This window comes from Sinorhizobium sp. GQ132 (assembly GCF_059758575.1).
Map to the genome: position 1 here is coordinate 204,674 of NZ_JCAXDX010000002.1, position 13,370 is coordinate 218,043.

At 62.3% G+C, this 13,370-nt stretch carries 17 protein-coding genes; 6 read left to right on the forward strand and 11 right to left on the reverse strand.

Annotation, left to right across the window (positions count from 1 at the left end; genetic code table 11):
* Positions 1-135: 135 nt before the first annotated feature.
* The 4 genes from AC6CIG_RS05085 to lgt all read right to left on the reverse strand — a co-directional run bounded on the left by AC6CIG_RS05085 (position 136) and on the right by lgt (position 4,203).
* Positions 136-1,287 (reverse strand): M24 family metallopeptidase, encoded by a 1,152-nt coding sequence (locus tag AC6CIG_RS05085; protein ID WP_018095643.1) that lies wholly within the window; start codon positions 1,285-1,287, stop codon positions 136-138.
* A gap of 1 nt (position 1,288) precedes the next feature.
* Positions 1,289-2,083 carry a peptidoglycan editing factor PgeF gene (gene pgeF, locus AC6CIG_RS05090; RefSeq protein ID WP_127710091.1) on the reverse strand — a complete coding sequence of 265 codons (795 nt, stop codon included), beginning with the start codon at positions 2,081-2,083 and terminating at the stop codon, positions 1,289-1,291.
* 162 nt (positions 2,084-2,245) lie between these two features.
* Positions 2,246-3,349 (reverse strand): class I SAM-dependent methyltransferase, encoded by a 1,104-nt coding sequence (locus tag AC6CIG_RS05095; RefSeq protein WP_127710089.1) that lies wholly within the window; start codon positions 3,347-3,349, stop codon positions 2,246-2,248.
* 11 nt (positions 3,350-3,360) lie between these two features.
* Positions 3,361-4,203 (reverse strand): prolipoprotein diacylglyceryl transferase, encoded by an 843-nt coding sequence (gene lgt / locus AC6CIG_RS05100; protein WP_127710087.1) that lies wholly within the window; start codon positions 4,201-4,203, stop codon positions 3,361-3,363.
* A gap of 284 nt (positions 4,204-4,487) precedes the next feature.
* Here lgt and AC6CIG_RS05105 point away from each other — a divergent pair, with 284 nt between their 5' ends.
* The 4 genes from AC6CIG_RS05105 (at position 4,488) to AC6CIG_RS05120 (ending at position 7,018) form a co-directional block, all read left to right on the forward strand.
* Positions 4,488-4,775 (forward strand): accessory factor UbiK family protein, encoded by a 288-nt coding sequence (locus AC6CIG_RS05105; RefSeq protein WP_100671982.1) that lies wholly within the window; start codon positions 4,488-4,490, stop codon positions 4,773-4,775.
* A gap of 473 nt (positions 4,776-5,248) precedes the next feature.
* The gene (locus tag AC6CIG_RS05110) at positions 5,249-5,749 is read left to right on the forward strand and encodes a type III secretion system chaperone family protein (RefSeq protein WP_018095638.1); all 501 of its coding nucleotides are present in this window, start codon (positions 5,249-5,251) and stop codon (positions 5,747-5,749) included.
* Between the two features lies 1 nt (position 5,750).
* Positions 5,751-6,569 carry a pyrroline-5-carboxylate reductase gene (gene proC, locus AC6CIG_RS05115; RefSeq protein WP_127710085.1) on the forward strand — a complete coding sequence of 273 codons (819 nt, stop codon included), beginning with the start codon at positions 5,751-5,753 and terminating at the stop codon, positions 6,567-6,569.
* 107 nt (positions 6,570-6,676) lie between these two features.
* A complete protein-coding gene (locus tag AC6CIG_RS05120) occupies positions 6,677-7,018 on the forward strand; it encodes a tRNA-binding protein (protein WP_018095636.1) in 342 nt (113 codons plus the stop codon).
* A gap of 12 nt (positions 7,019-7,030) precedes the next feature.
* Here the strand turns inward: AC6CIG_RS05120 and AC6CIG_RS05125 are convergent, their stop codons facing one another.
* From AC6CIG_RS05125 to AC6CIG_RS05145, 5 genes are all read right to left on the reverse strand, one after another.
* Positions 7,031-8,413 (reverse strand): ATP-binding protein, encoded by a 1,383-nt coding sequence (locus tag AC6CIG_RS05125; RefSeq protein ID WP_127710083.1) that lies wholly within the window; start codon positions 8,411-8,413, stop codon positions 7,031-7,033.
* 33 nt (positions 8,414-8,446) lie between these two features.
* Positions 8,447-9,148 (reverse strand): response regulator, encoded by a 702-nt coding sequence (locus AC6CIG_RS05130; protein WP_013844742.1) that lies wholly within the window; start codon positions 9,146-9,148, stop codon positions 8,447-8,449.
* A 217-nt stretch (positions 9,149-9,365) separates the two neighbouring features.
* Entirely contained in the window at positions 9,366-9,884 is a 519-nt protein-coding gene (locus AC6CIG_RS05135; protein WP_018095634.1) for a MarR family winged helix-turn-helix transcriptional regulator, read from the reverse strand.
* A gap of 141 nt (positions 9,885-10,025) precedes the next feature.
* Complete coding sequence (locus AC6CIG_RS05140) at positions 10,026-10,292, reverse strand: hypothetical protein (protein ID WP_127710081.1); 267 nt, start codon at positions 10,290-10,292, stop codon at positions 10,026-10,028.
* A gap of 323 nt (positions 10,293-10,615) precedes the next feature.
* The gene (locus tag AC6CIG_RS05145; RefSeq protein WP_018095632.1) at positions 10,616-11,245 is read right to left on the reverse strand and encodes a DUF1236 domain-containing protein; all 630 of its coding nucleotides are present in this window, start codon (positions 11,243-11,245) and stop codon (positions 10,616-10,618) included.
* A 218-nt stretch (positions 11,246-11,463) separates the two neighbouring features.
* Between AC6CIG_RS05145 and AC6CIG_RS05150 the strand changes: the two genes are divergently transcribed.
* Together AC6CIG_RS05150 and AC6CIG_RS05155 are read left to right on the forward strand one after the other, a co-directional pair.
* Positions 11,464-11,619 (forward strand): hypothetical protein, encoded by a 156-nt coding sequence (locus tag AC6CIG_RS05150; RefSeq protein WP_080636519.1) that lies wholly within the window; start codon positions 11,464-11,466, stop codon positions 11,617-11,619.
* A 109-nt stretch (positions 11,620-11,728) separates the two neighbouring features.
* Entirely contained in the window at positions 11,729-12,370 is a 642-nt protein-coding gene (locus AC6CIG_RS05155) for an MBL fold metallo-hydrolase (RefSeq protein ID WP_018095630.1), read from the forward strand.
* A gap of 74 nt (positions 12,371-12,444) precedes the next feature.
* Here AC6CIG_RS05155 and AC6CIG_RS05160 read toward each other — a convergent pair whose 3' ends face one another.
* Together AC6CIG_RS05160 and AC6CIG_RS05165 are read right to left on the reverse strand one after the other, a co-directional pair.
* Positions 12,445-12,870 carry a BA14K family protein gene (locus AC6CIG_RS05160; RefSeq protein WP_018095629.1) on the reverse strand — a complete coding sequence of 142 codons (426 nt, stop codon included), beginning with the start codon at positions 12,868-12,870 and terminating at the stop codon, positions 12,445-12,447.
* Between the two features lie 143 nt (positions 12,871-13,013).
* The gene (locus AC6CIG_RS05165; RefSeq protein WP_003532915.1) at positions 13,014-13,229 is read right to left on the reverse strand and encodes a cold-shock protein; all 216 of its coding nucleotides are present in this window, start codon (positions 13,227-13,229) and stop codon (positions 13,014-13,016) included.
* Positions 13,230-13,370: the final 141 nt, after the last annotated feature.

Consider the following 13,370-nt stretch of genomic DNA (forward strand, 5'->3'; position numbering starts at 1 on the left):
TCCCGCTCTCGAACATCCCGGCGCCGGATGCGGCGGCTGCAGCGCCGCGCGCCCTATGGACGCGCAAAGGTCGCTGCAGCAGGATCAGCCGCCGGCGCGTTCTTCACTTTCGACGGAAATCATAGGGCGATTTCCTTACGCAGATATGAAGTCCAGTCCGTAGCGCGAGAGCGGGCGGGGGGTGTCGGCCGTGGTGAGATAGGTCTGGCCGAGCGTCATGGCGGTGCCGCTGTCCGAATCCATGATGATCATGTGGACGAAGAGGGACATGTCCGGCTCGATCTCCTGCGGATTGCCGATATGGAACATCTGGTGTTCCATCCAGGAGGGCGAGAAGCGTGCGCCGAGCGAATAGCCGCAGGCGTTCAGACGGTGCCGGGCAAGCCCGCGCTCGTCCATGATCTTCGCATGCACGTCGAAGACGGTCCCGAAGGTATTGCCGGGTCGAAGCACCATTTCGATCGCCTGGATCGTTTCCCGACAGGCGCTGTAAAGCTCGCGGTGACGGTTGGTGGGCTCGCCGATCACGACCGTGCGCATCATCGCCGCATGGTAATGGGCGCTGACACCGGCCCATTCGAGCGTGAGCTGATCGTTGGCGTCGAGGTTGCGCCGGCCGGCCTTGTAGCGGCAGAGCAGTGCGTCGGCCCCGGAACCGATGATGAACTCATTGGCCGGATAGTCGCCGCCGCCGGCGAAAACGGCACCCTGCATGGCCGCGAGGATATCCGCCTCGCTGCCGCCCGGGCGGATGAGTGGCAGCGCCGCGTCGAGCGCGTCGTCTGCAAGGCTCGCCGCCTTCTCGACATAAGCGATCTCCGCCGGGCTCTTGATCAGACGCAGGCGGCTGACGAGCAGCGACGCGTCGACCAGTTCCCCGAAAGTGGAGAGCTGGTGGTCGACGAGGCGCGCCGTTCTTCCGGTCATGCCGTGGGTGTCGTATTCGACGCCGATGCGGCGGCCGAGGAGATCGAGCTCACTGAGCAGATTCTTGAGGTCCATGGCGGGATCGGCATTGACCCGATCCACCCATATTTCGATGCGCTCGATATTCGACGTATGACGCGCCTGGCGCAGGTCGGCCGAACGGGTGAGCAGGACCATGGAACCATCCCGCTTGACCACCAGCGACTGGAAGAAGCAATAGCCGAAGGTGTCGTAGCCGGTCAGCCAGTACATGCTCTCCTGCGCGAAGAGCAGTATCGCGTCGAGCTTTTCTTCCTGCATCTTGGCCGTGAGCCGCGCCAGGCGGGCCGCATATTCTTCTTCGGCGAAATGAAGCGCCATCTCAAACCTCCCGTATGAAAATCGCTGATATCTGCCGCCCGTAATCAGGCTCCTGCCTGTGCGTCGTACGGCGATAGGAGAAGAAGCGGTCTTCGTCCGCATAGGTGCAGATGCCGAGGTTTTCCGCCGTCACGCCGGCCTCGGTCAGCCGCCGGACCGTCAATCCGGGAAGGTCGAACATGGCGTGGCCGTCGCGGCCCGACGGCGTGAAAAACGACGCATAGCTTGCCTCGGTGGCGACGAAGCGGGCTACGAATTCGGGGCCGACCTCGTAGTGGCTCCGGCTGATCGACGGTCCGAGACAGGCGATGATGCGCTCGCGGCGGGCGCCGAGCGAGATCATCGCTTCGACGGTGCTTTCGAGCACGCCGCCGAGCGCGCCCTTCCATCCGGCATGGGCGGCACCGATGACGCCTGCTTCCGGATCGGCGAAAAGGACCGGACCGCAGTCGGCGGAGAGAACGCCGAGGACGATGCCGGGCGTTGCCGTTACCAGAGCATCGGCATCCGGCCGCGCGCCGTCGTAACCGGCGTCGACGATGATCGCGTCCGGCGAATGGACCTGGTGCACCGTGGCAAGTTGTCGTGGCTCCGCGTCGAACCAGCGGGCGACCCGGGCTCGGTTCTCGCCGACCCGTTCCCGCTCGTCGTTCGAGCCGAGACCGACATTCAAACCGCGGTAGATGCCCTCGGAAACGCCTCCCTGGCGCGTGAAATAACCATGTGCGATTGCCGGGCCTGCCTTTGCGGCGAAGAGCGGGCTCTGCACAGGGGATAGCGAGGCATCATCCTGCATTCGGTGTTTTCGCCCTCGTGATTTTCTAAGCTTCGTTGGAATTGAGGGCGCGTTGCGGCCCGTCGACTTGCAGCTGATTTGCCGGCGCGATGTTGACCCGGCAGGCGGGGACTGTCAATCGCCCTGCCGAGCCGAGAGACCCGAGGCGGTGCACGGCCGGCGCTAAGACGCCTTCTTCCGGAAGGGCGCCAGGGCGACTTCCGGACTGCTTACCACCAGCACCTTGAACAGTTCCCCCATCCTGCCCGCGCCGGAGCCCGCAAGCCGCTCGACATCGTCGCGGATGCTTTCCTGGGTCGTGTCGTCCTTGTCCCGGCCGAGTGCCGCGGCGCGTTCCAGGAGTCCGAGGCCGACCAGGAAATCACCCTGACGGGCAAGTCCGTTGATCTGCACGCCCTCCGCTTTCGCACGGCTCGCCAACTGCTCGAAATCGACATGGCTGGTCAGGTCGGCGAGACCGGGATTGGCAAGCGGCGGATCATATTCGTGATTGCGGACGGCCTGCAGCGTGTCGCCGTAGCCGGTCGCCAGATGACCGTAGTCGATGATGATCGCCGTGCCGCTGCCGGCGCGGAGGCGCTCGCAGAGCGCGGCCATCACCGCGTCGCGGGCAGGGGAGATTTCGAAGATCGTGCCTTCCGCGACGGTTGGCGCGGGAGAGGGCAGCAATGCGGGATCAATGCCGGCAATGCCTGCGGCAAAGGTCAATCGGCCCTCCGCATCGAGGCCGACCATGCGCTCACGGAAGCCCTGTGCGGTCCGCACGAACTGACGGATCGGAATTGCATCGAAAAGCTCGTTCGCAGCCAGGAGCAGGAATCCGGAGGGAAGGCTGTCGAAGCTCTCATGCCAGCGGACCTTGCCTTCGTGTTCGGCCAAGGTCTCGGCCTGCAGCTTGCGAAGCCGGTCGCTGGTTTCGACGAGATGAACGGTTGTGGTCCGGTACAGCGCCGGCGCCAGCCGCCGGATGACGCGGAGCATGTCGGACATCATCGTGCCGCGGCCCGGACCGATCTCGGCGATAATCGCGTCCTCAGGTGTGCCGTGCTGCTGCCATGCATGCACGAGGAATATGCCGATCATCTCGCCGAAGAGCTGGCTGATCTCCGGCGCGGTGGTGAAATCCCCCGCCCGCCCGAACGGTTCGCGGACGCGATAATAGCCATGCTGCGGATCGGCAAGGCAGAGGGAGAAATAGTCGGTCACGCTGATCGGTCCGTTGGTCCGGATCAGCGCCTTGACCTTGTCGGCGAGAGGATTCGTCATGACTTGTCCAGTCAAGCGGCGGCAGCCGCGCTGCGCGCCCGCGCAATGGCCCAGATTCCGACCAGTAGCATGGGCAGTGAAAGTACCATGCCCATGGTAAGCCAGTCCCCCGCAAGATAGCCGATCTGTGCGTCCGGTTCGCGGAAGAATTCCACGAAAATGCGGCTCGCGGCATAGCCGCAGACGAAGATGCCGGTGACAAGGCCGGGTATTTTCAAGGCTCTGCTGCGATAGACGAACCAGGCGAGCACGACCAGAAGCACGATGCCCTCGAGGGCCGCCTCGTAAAGCTGACTGGGATGACGGGCGAAGGGGCCTCCCGTCGGGAAGACGACCGCCCAGGGCATCGAGGACAGGCGGCCCCAGAGTTCTCCATTGATGAAATTGGCGATGCGCCCGAAGAAGAGCCCGATCGGCACCACTGCTGCCACGACGTCGAACAGGCTCCAGAGGGGGATGGCGTTCCTGCGCGCAAAGATGATCATCGCCAGCGTGGTGCCGAGAAGGCCGCCATGGAAGGACATGCCGCCGTTCCAGATCTGGATCGCGCGGACGGGATTCTCGAGGATGGAGCCGAGATCGTAGAACAGGATGTAGCCGATGCGCCCGCCAAGTACGATGCCGCCGGCCGCCCAGAGCAGGAAGTCGTCAAGCTGCGCCAGGTTGAGGGGGGCGATGCCGTTGCGCCAGAGCGAAGCGTTCTGGATGATGCGGCGCGCGTAGAGCCATCCGAGGAGTATCCCCGCGACATAGGCGAGCCCGTACCAGCGCACGGCGAGCGGCCCTATCGTGAAGATGACGGGGTCGATTTCGGGGAAGGGCAGGATGGCGAGGCGGGTCGCGATTGTTTCCAAGGTCTTCTCTCGTGCCGGACCGATGATTTCGGCGGAACATGACGAGCGAATCCGGCGCGGTCAAGCACCCGCTGCCGCCGCGCAACGACGCCCCAGCCTCTTCGAACGTAGAAAGGTGGCCGCAGTACGCTATACTGCCCCATCGCCGCATCGCAAATTCAAGGACCCTGGAGAACGTTGAGCGGCGTCACGGACGTCATTTTCCTTGCATCCTCACGCCGGGGACCCTACCTGAAATCATGAGCTCCGCCGCATGTGGCGGGATGGAAATGGAGACCAGAAAGATGAGCACAGGCGCCAACCGTATTCTCGATGATCTCGCTCGGCTGATGACGGATGCGGCGGGCGCGGCCCAAGGGGTGCGGCGCGAGGTCGAGGCGGCATTCCGGGCGCAAACCGAAAACTGGCTGAATTCGCTCGATGTCGTAAAGCGCGAGGAGTTCGAGGCGGTCAAGGAGATGGCCGCACGGGCACGGGACGAAAACGACGCTCTCCTTGCTCGTATCGAAGCGCTGGAAGCACGTTTGGCCGCGACCGGTCCGGCAGCCGGCGACATCACGACGGGCAAGTAAAAACCTGCCGCAGGTTGGCCTTCGGTCGCCGTCTACCCTCGAGCCGCGTGCCTTTCCGGCTCTCACGGATGCGAATGCGGCACGGGGCCAATCGGCCACCCGCCGTCGCCCGGCGCATTTCACTTCGTCAGCGTCACGGTTAACAAAAACTGAAAAGTTTTCCACCTGTGGACACTGGCAAAAAACCTTTATCGCAGAGTCGTTTAAGCAGCCGCGCTGAATCAGATTCATAGCGCGGGGCGCAATTCTTCCCGGCAATTTTTAGGCTCAGGGGCTGGCATGCTGACTCTGCCGTTATACACTGATTTTAAATGATGATTCGACACGGACCAAGCAAGCTCCGGGCAGGGTGAGTAAGCCAGGATAGTCGCAGGTCCAGCAATCATAGTGTGTTCGTATCCGGTATTGGGTTTGCAGTGTTGCGTCCTGTGAGCGTGACTTTGCGCGCCTTAGCCGCGCCTTTAGGGTGATGCATGAGCCTTTTGGAAATGGAAGTCGAGCGCCAGTCCAACCCGGTCGATATGATCGAGTTCGTTGCCGCGAATAATGACTGGTCGTTCGAGCGATCCGGCGAGGACGAGATTGCCATGACCGTCGAAGGCAGGTGGGCGGACTACCACGTTTCCTTTTCCTGGATGGAGGAGTTCGAGGCGCTGCATCTGGCCTGCGCTTTCGACATCAAGGTGCCGGACAGCCGCGCAAACGAGGTGATACGACTTCTGTCCCATATCAACGGCCAGGTGCTGATGGGTCATTTCGATCTTTGGCGCCAAGAAGAAGTCATCATCTTCCGGCAATCTCTGTTGCTCGCCGGTGGAGCGGAACCGACGAACCAGCAGGTCGAGGTGCTCCTGTCGAACGCGCTCGACGCCTGCGAGTCCTATTTCCAAGCGTTCCAGTTCGTCGTTTGGTCGGGCATGGATGCGCAGCGCGCGGTCGACGCGGTATTGTTCGAGACCGTTGGGGAGGCATGAAGTGAGCTTTGCCGTTTCGGGTCCGATCGTGCTCGTCGGCGCCGGCAATATGGGCGGCGCCATGCTCGCGGGCTGGCTGAAGAGCGGAGTGCGCGGCAACGACGTTCTCGTCATCGATCCGGGCCCGTCACCGGCGATGGCAAAGCTGCTCGCGGATAGCGGTGTGCAACATGCGACCTCCGCTCCGGCGGGCGCCGAGGCGGGCGCGATCTTCATCGCGGTCAAGCCGCAGGTGATGGAAACGGTGCTGCCACCCCTGAAAGGGCTCGTCGGTCCGCAAACCGTGATCGTTTCGGTGGCCGCCGGCAAGACGCTCGGTTTCATCGAACGGCACCTGGGTGAGGCGGCGACGGTGCGCGCCATGCCGAATACGCCGGCAATGATCGGACGTGGTGTGACCGGCGCCTTCGCGAATGCGCGCGTCAGCGAAGCTCAGCGCGCCCTGGTGCATGATCTGCTGAAAGTCAGCGGCCCCGTCGAATGGGTCGGGAGCGAAGCGGATATCGATGCCGTGACCGCCGTCTCCGGCAGTGGCCCGGCCTATGTGTTTTATCTCGTCGAGTGCATGGCGGAGGCCGGGCGCAAGGCCGGACTCGAGGCGGACCTAGCCATGCGTCTTGCTCGGGAAACCGTCGCGGGGGCTGGTGAACTCCTCCATCAGTCCCCCGACGATGCAGCGCGCCTGCGCCAGAACGTCACTTCGCCCGGCGGTACCACGGCGGCTGCACTGGCGGTATTGATGGCGGATGACGGCATGCAGCCGCTCTTCGACCGGGCCATTGAGGCGGCGCGCAAGCGCGCGGAAGAACTGGCCGGGTAATTCCAGGCGAGACGGCGCGTCTCGCAGTTCACTCTGAAGTTGTCGCAATCGTTCACGTTTCCGGTCGTACGTCGAATCGACCCATCGACGTGATCCGGGGAACATTCATGACTGAAATCATTTCCTACGCCGATTTCGAACGCGTCGACATACGTGTCGGTACAATCGTGGAAGCGGAACCCTTTCCCGAGGCGCGCAAGCCGGCAATCAAGCTCAAGATCGATTTCGGCCCTGACATCGGCATCAGGAAATCCTCCGCGCAAATCACGGCGCACTACAAGCCCGAGGAACTCGTCGGCAGGCAGGTTCTGGGTGTCGTCAATTTCCCGCCGCGCCAGATCGGCCCCGTCCGTTCCGAGGTGCTCACGCTCGGCTTCGAAGATGAGGCCGGTGCGATCGTGCTCGCATCCACCGACAAGCCGGTGCCGAACGGCAAGAAGCTGATGTGATCGTCCCCGTATTTACGTCGGGACACGCACCGTCGCGCGCAGGCCGCCGAGAGGGCTGTCTGCGAGCGTGACATTGCCGCCATGGCTGCGGGCGATGTCGCGGGCCACGGCAAGGCCGAGGCCGGTGCCGGAACTGTCGAGATTGCGGGCTTCGTCCAGGCGGAAGAACGGTTTGAACACGTCTTCGCGTGACCGCTCGGGAATACCCGGTCCGTCGTCATCGACTGTGATGGTCAGCCATTTCGCGCTCTGGCGGGCCTCGATATGCACGGTGTTCGCATAGCGATAGGCGTTGGATGCGAGATTGGAGATGAGCCGCGTGAAGGCGTTCGGCCTCACGTGAATCTCGTTCTCGCCCTGGATCGCGGTCGTCAGCGTCTTGCCGTACAACTCCGCCTCCGCCGAAAGCCGCGCCATCAGATCGCTGAGTTTCAGCTGGCCGACATCCTCTTCCGCGTCTCCTCGGGCGAAGGCGAGATAGCCTTCCAGCATGTTCTGCATGTCCTCCACGTCCTGGTTGAGGCTTTCGAGGTCCGGATTGTTGCCCACAAGTGCCAGCTGCAGCTTGAACCGGGTCAGGATCGTCCTCAAGTCGTGGCTGACGCCGGTCAGCATCGCGGTGCGCTGTTCGATCTGGCGCTCGATCCGCTCACGCATCAGGATGAAGGCGAGACCGGCCCGCCGAATTTCATTGGCACCCCGCGGTGCGAAATCGTCGATCTTCTGTCCCTTGCCGAAGCTCTCCGCTGCGCTGGCGAGCGCCAGGATCGGCCTGATCTGCCCGCGCAGGAAGAGAATCGCGATCGTCAGCAAGACGAGAGACGCGCCGACCATCCATACGAGGAAGATGTGTGTGTTCGATGCATAGGCCTGGTTGCGGCGGGCATAGACCCTGAGAATGCGGTCGTCTTCAAGCTTGATGCGAATTTCCACGATCTTGGAATTGCCGACCGTATCGATCCAGAAGGGACGCCGGATCTGGTCCGAAATCTCCTCGCTGAGGATCTGGTCGAGGATTTCGAAGAAGGGCTTGGGGCGCGGCGGCGGCAGCTCTCCGCCGGGCTCGACGGTTATGTTGAGGTCGAGCTGATCGCGGGCGATGCGGACGATCTGGTCGATATCGCCCTCCCGCGGGAAGGTCGTGATCAGGTCGACAATGGCGGCGATGTCGTTGGTCACCGCCGAGGAGAGGCGCTGGGTGACGAGTTGCCAGTGCCGCTCCATGAACACGAAGGCGACCACGGACTGCAGCAGCACCATCGGGATGACGACGATCAGAAGCGAGCGCGCGTAAAGACCCATCGGCAGCCGGCGCCGCAGCCAGCGGACCACGCGCTTCCAGCCGCCGTCCGCGGGTGTCGTTCCTTCGCGCTTCAAACCGTCAAAGCTTGCCATGGCCCTTGATCCGGCCCTCGTTTCTGCCCATCGTCAGTCAACGCTCAGCCGGTAACCGATGCCGCGAACGGTCTGCAGCCAGACGGGGTTGGAAGGATCGTCCTCGATTTTACGCCTTAGCCGGTTTATCTGCACGTCTATCGTCCGCTCGCCGACCTCGGCGTCGTCGCCGATCAGCTCGTGGCGCGGAATGGTTTCGCCGGCGCGCTGCGAAAACAGCGTCATGATCTCCTGCTCACGGTCGGTGAGGCGGATATGGTCGGCTCCGCGGCGCAGTTCCTTGCGCACGACCGAGAAGGTGTAGGGCCCGAAAATAACCTGATCGACCTTATGTGTCTGTGTCGGCTGGTTGCGGCGCAGAATATTGTTGATGCGGAGCACGAGTTCGCGCGGCTCGAAAGGTTTCGGCAGGTAATCGTCGGCGCCCGCTTCCAGCCCTTCGATACGCGAATTCGCCTCCGCCAGGGCCGTGAGCATGATGATTGGCACCGACTTGATCTGCCTGAGACTTTGCGTCAGAGCGATGCCGCTTTCCCCCGGCATCATCACGTCGACGACCAGAAGATCGAAATCGATTCCTATCAGCTTTCGCCGGGCCTCGTCGGCATCGGCTGCCGTCGTTACGCGAAATCCCTGTTCGACCAGATAGCGGTTGAGCAGGTCGCGGATGCGCCGGTCATCGTCGACGACCAGAAGATGCGCCGCATCGTCGGAGACTGTCGCCTTTGCTATCATCTTTCGCTACCCTCATTGCCCGTCAAGCCGGAAAGGCTGCGCCAAAAATGCCGGAGACCGTGCAGCACAGGCGCCGCGGTCTCCCATTCTCATTCAAGGGGCTACCCGTTCTGCCACGAACGACGAGCCGACGTCCAATCAGACGCGCACAGGTCGCGTAACATTTTGAATCGTTGTGTGACTCTCGGGCGGCTTCCCTGCAGCGCCGCACAGTGAATCAACCCGCAACGTCGTTCATCATGTTGGCGAGAAACCGCTTCACGGTTTCCCGTGCACCCGGTCCGGCCCTTGCCAATGCATCCGCTATGCGGCGGGACTGTGGTTCGGCAAGCGCCCGCGCCAGGGCCTGGCCTTCCGGCGTCGTGTAGAGCATGCGCTGCCGCCGGTCTTCGGGACCGGTTACCTGCCGGATATAGCCGGAATCGATCAACTGCTTGAGGACACGGGCAAGGCTCTGCTTGGTGATCTTCAGCGTTTCGAGAAGGTCCGCGACCGTCATGCCGGGTTCGCGGTTGACGAAATGCACGACGCGATGATGCGCGCGGCCGAATCCGCTCTTCTCGAGAATGGCGTCCGGGTCGCCGGTGAAGTCGCGATAGGCAAAGAAAAGCAACTCGATGATCTCGAAATCTATCGTGTCCACATCTTCGCCAGCGCTGTCGCTTACGCTCTTGTTCCTGATCTGGCCGACCACGCGGTCATATCCTTTCAATCGAAAATGCCGTTCGCGAAACATACCGCAATATATGTCAGTTTGGTTGACATATTTCCATCGAGTCGCATTCATTCAGAGCGAAGACACGCATGGCGCCTCGGCGACACGCAGAAAAGGCGGCCGCAGCCGCCTTTTGCATTGCGATGGATGTCGCCTCAAGACTCACGCCTGCTTGCCGACGAACTGCCCGACAATGCCGTTGAGAACGCCGCCGCCGACGAGAGCGCCGATTGCCTGCATGGCCAGACCGGTCGCGGCGGCCTCTCCGCCAAGCATCTGGATCAGGAACCCGCCGCCGAGGCCGCCGATGGCACCGACGATCGTGCGTGCCACGACTGAGAATGCCTGCTGCTTCAGCATGGCGCTGGCGGCGTTTCCGCCAGCTGCCCCCGCAATCAACTGGGTAATGATAGGCACTAATGCTTCCATCGATCCCTCCGTCCTGCGACCCCTCATCCAGAGCCGCGACATACCGGACAATCCGGCACGGGAAGGTTGAAGCCGACGGGGAGAATTGTCAATTTTGCCACCACTGGTGTTGGCCACAGGCGGCGATCCGGAAGCGGACCTGTGGGATAGTCGCTTGAGTTGTTTCGGGAATTTATTTCGGGCGCGCGCGAGCGCACGAGGACCCTCAAAGCGGCATCGCTCGTGCTCTCTCCTGCCGGCGCGCTTCCGACGGGTGATTCGCCATGACGCAGCGTTGTGAATTGTCGCTGCGCCACTGTGCCTTCCCGCTTTTCGCCTGACGCTTAGCGATAGACGTAGACGACCCTTCTTGTCCCCGGATCGACAAGGACGGGCTGGCCATTGATGGTCACGTACTGATACTCGTAGTCGGGAATTGGCTGGACGGCCACCGTGTTCGGCAGCGTGGCACCGACGACGGCCTCTCCCTCTACATAGACGGTGTCGACCGGGTTCTCGGTGATATAGGTGCGCACCGTAGGAGGCGGAGTCACCGCTTCGACCTGCTCGACCGGACCCACCAGTTCGAGCGGTTCGGACGGCGCCACCACGGTCTCGCCCTCATAGGCGACCGTCGGGACCGAGAGTTCCGTGCGGCGTTCCTGGATCACGGCTGTCGTACCGCCCATGTCCGTGGCCAGGTAACGGGCGTAAGCCCAGCCGCGCAAGCCGTTGACGTCGATGCGGCACCAGTTGCTTCCCTCCATGCAGCCGTCGAGCACGGCAGCACTGCCCCGTGTGGCGACGCCGACTGCAGGATATTGCGGGCCCGGTCCCGCACGCACATTGAGGTCCGTCAGCGTCGTTGCGCTCATTTCGGCATGGGCTGCGGGAATGGCGGCGAGCATCGCGCCGGCTGCCAAAACCGCTCTGAGCGGGGCCGCTTTGAACAGAGTTGGAGAGAGGGTCTTCATCATCTTGCTCCTTCATTTGCAGGCCAGAACGCGCCGCGCTGCAGGGATGTTCCCCCCGTCACATCACGAAATACAGGGATGAAACATATTGCCGTCGCCAAGCGTTGCCGGGACTGAAGGAAGCCGACGAAGTCTTCGCTTTATTGTTGGCCGGCAACGCGCGGCTGAATTATCGATTTCTATCCGACACAGGATGGCTCCAAGCAGGGAGTGACGAGATGCAAGGTGAGATTTCGGACGATGCCAAGCTTGCCGCCAAACGGTTGCGTCCGCTGGTGGTGGTCGTCGTGACAGCCAAGCTCGTGGTTTCGGTGCTGTTGCTCGCGACGGTACACTATTCGCCACCGGCTTCGGAAATCGTGGCCCTGCGCTGATTTGCACTGTCATACCGCTCGCTTATCGCTATAGCTGGGAAAACGGCCTGGATCGGGAAGGGCTTCTCACTTCCAGGCTACCTCACGAGCAAGAGCGAGGCATGGTCCGATGTTACAGGCAGGCATTATCCCGGTAACGCATTTCGAGCAGAACTGTACTGTCCTGTTCGATAGCGAGACCAAGGAGGGCGTGGTCGTCGATCCCGGCGGCGACGTCGACATCATCCTGCAGACGATCCGCGAGAACGGCATCGCGTTGAAGGCTATCTGGCTCACACATGGTCACATCGATCATGCCGGCGGCGCCAAGGAATTGAAAGAAGCACTGGGGCTCGACATTGTCGGACCCCACAAGGACGACCTTCCGCTGCTCGAACGGCTGGAGGATCAGGCGGAGCGCTTCGGCCTCGCGATGAAGGTTCAGAACGTCGTACCGGACCGCTGGCTTGAAGAGGGCGATACCGTCTCCTTCGGCAACCACGTCTTCGAGGTCTTGCATTGCCCCGGCCACGCGCCCGGTCATGTGGTCTATTTCAACCGGGCACAAAATTTCGCCCATGTCGGCGACGTGCTTTTTCACGGCTCAATCGGCCGCACCGACCTGCCGGGCGGCAATCATCAGCAGCTTCTGGATTCGATCCGGGACAAGATACTGCCGCTCGGAGACAATGTGGGCTTCATCTGCGGCCACGGCCCGGGCGGCCAGATCGGCGAAGAGCGGCGCACCAACCCGTTTCTCCGCGGTCTTTGACGAGCGGTGCGAAAAAGAAAAGGGCGCATGACTTCTCCAGTCATGCGCCCTTTCGGGTTCATACGCGGCGGTTTTCAGCCGGCGTTGCAGAAATGGCTGCGGCCGTCATAGCCGACGAAGGTTCCGGTGTCCGGATTGAACGAGCGATAGCGCTGCGAGCAATAGCGATACCAAGCCGGTGTCCAGGGCTCGAGGCCGTAGGTCTCGACCGCCACCGGACGATAGACGGGCCGGTAAACCGGGCGCGGACGATAGACCGGGCGGGGCTCGTAATAGTCGGGCTCCGGATCGATATAGACCCGCTCGCCGTAATAGCGCGGCGGCGGCGGCGAGGCGATCGCGCTGCCGATGAGCGCGCCTGCGGCCAAGCCGACGGCGCCCGCTACCCATGCATCGTCGTTATTGCGATGGCGGTGCCCTGCCTGGGCGGTGCCGAAGGTCGGGATAACGATGGCGGCCGCGGCGACCGACAGGACGGCTGCTTTGATGAATTTGTTCATGGGCTTCAATCCTATGCATGCGACCGGATGGTTTCCGGATTTCATGATGAGCAAAGTCTATATAAGACAAACTGAACGGAGCCTGAACGAAAAAACCCGGCAAAACTGCCGGGCTCGAACTTAACTTTCAGCAGAGAACAGCGTTAGCCGACGATCTGCAGGTTGACCGCCTTCGGGCCCTTGCCGCGGCGATCCGGCTCGGTGTCGAAGGATACCTTCTGGTTTTCCGTGAGACCGCTCAGGCCCGAGGCCTGCACGGCAGAAATATGCACGAAGATGTCCGCGCCACCGTTCTCAGGCTTGATGAAGCCAAAGCCCTTGTCTGTGTTGAAGAATTTTACAGTGCCAGTCTCGGCCATGCGTCAGGTCCTTTTCTCTCCACCCGGGTTGCGGGCAGCATTGCAGTTTTGCCCGATATGGGCGTGGGGGCAGTTCTCGACAATTGAGGAAAGGGTCCTGGTTATCGCGACCAGCCGCAGGAAGGAATAACAGCCTCCCCC

Coding starts and splice junctions, on each gene's coding strand:
- AC6CIG_RS05160 (WP_018095629.1), bottom strand. CDS start 12,870: ATGAACAAATTCATCAAAGCAGCCGTCCTGTCGGTCGCCGCGGCCGCC.
- AC6CIG_RS05155 (WP_018095630.1), top strand. CDS start 11,729: ATGTTACAGGCAGGCATTATCCCGGTAACGCATTTCGAGCAGAACTGT.
- AC6CIG_RS05105 (WP_100671982.1), top strand. CDS start 4,488: ATGAGCACAGGCGCCAACCGTATTCTCGATGATCTCGCTCGGCTGATG.
- pgeF (WP_127710091.1), bottom strand. CDS start 2,083: ATGCAGGATGATGCCTCGCTATCCCCTGTGCAGAGCCCGCTCTTCGCC.
- AC6CIG_RS05120 (WP_018095636.1), top strand. CDS start 6,677: ATGACTGAAATCATTTCCTACGCCGATTTCGAACGCGTCGACATACGT.
- AC6CIG_RS05125 (WP_127710083.1), bottom strand. CDS start 8,413: ATGGCAAGCTTTGACGGTTTGAAGCGCGAAGGAACGACACCCGCGGAC.
- AC6CIG_RS05135 (WP_018095634.1), bottom strand. CDS start 9,884: ATGTTTCGCGAACGGCATTTTCGATTGAAAGGATATGACCGCGTGGTC.
- AC6CIG_RS05145 (WP_018095632.1), bottom strand. CDS start 11,245: ATGAAGACCCTCTCTCCAACTCTGTTCAAAGCGGCCCCGCTCAGAGCG.
- AC6CIG_RS05150 (WP_080636519.1), top strand. CDS start 11,464: ATGCAAGGTGAGATTTCGGACGATGCCAAGCTTGCCGCCAAACGGTTG.
- AC6CIG_RS05140 (WP_127710081.1), bottom strand. CDS start 10,292: ATGGAAGCATTAGTGCCTATCATTACCCAGTTGATTGCGGGGGCAGCT.
- AC6CIG_RS05095 (WP_127710089.1), bottom strand. CDS start 3,349: ATGACGAATCCTCTCGCCGACAAGGTCAAGGCGCTGATCCGGACCAAC.
- AC6CIG_RS05110 (WP_018095638.1), top strand. CDS start 5,249: ATGAGCCTTTTGGAAATGGAAGTCGAGCGCCAGTCCAACCCGGTCGAT.
- AC6CIG_RS05130 (WP_013844742.1), bottom strand. CDS start 9,148: ATGATAGCAAAGGCGACAGTCTCCGACGATGCGGCGCATCTTCTGGTC.
- AC6CIG_RS05085 (WP_018095643.1), bottom strand. CDS start 1,287: ATGGCGCTTCATTTCGCCGAAGAAGAATATGCGGCCCGCCTGGCGCGG.
- AC6CIG_RS05165 (WP_003532915.1), bottom strand. CDS start 13,229: ATGGCCGAGACTGGCACTGTAAAATTCTTCAACACAGACAAGGGCTTT.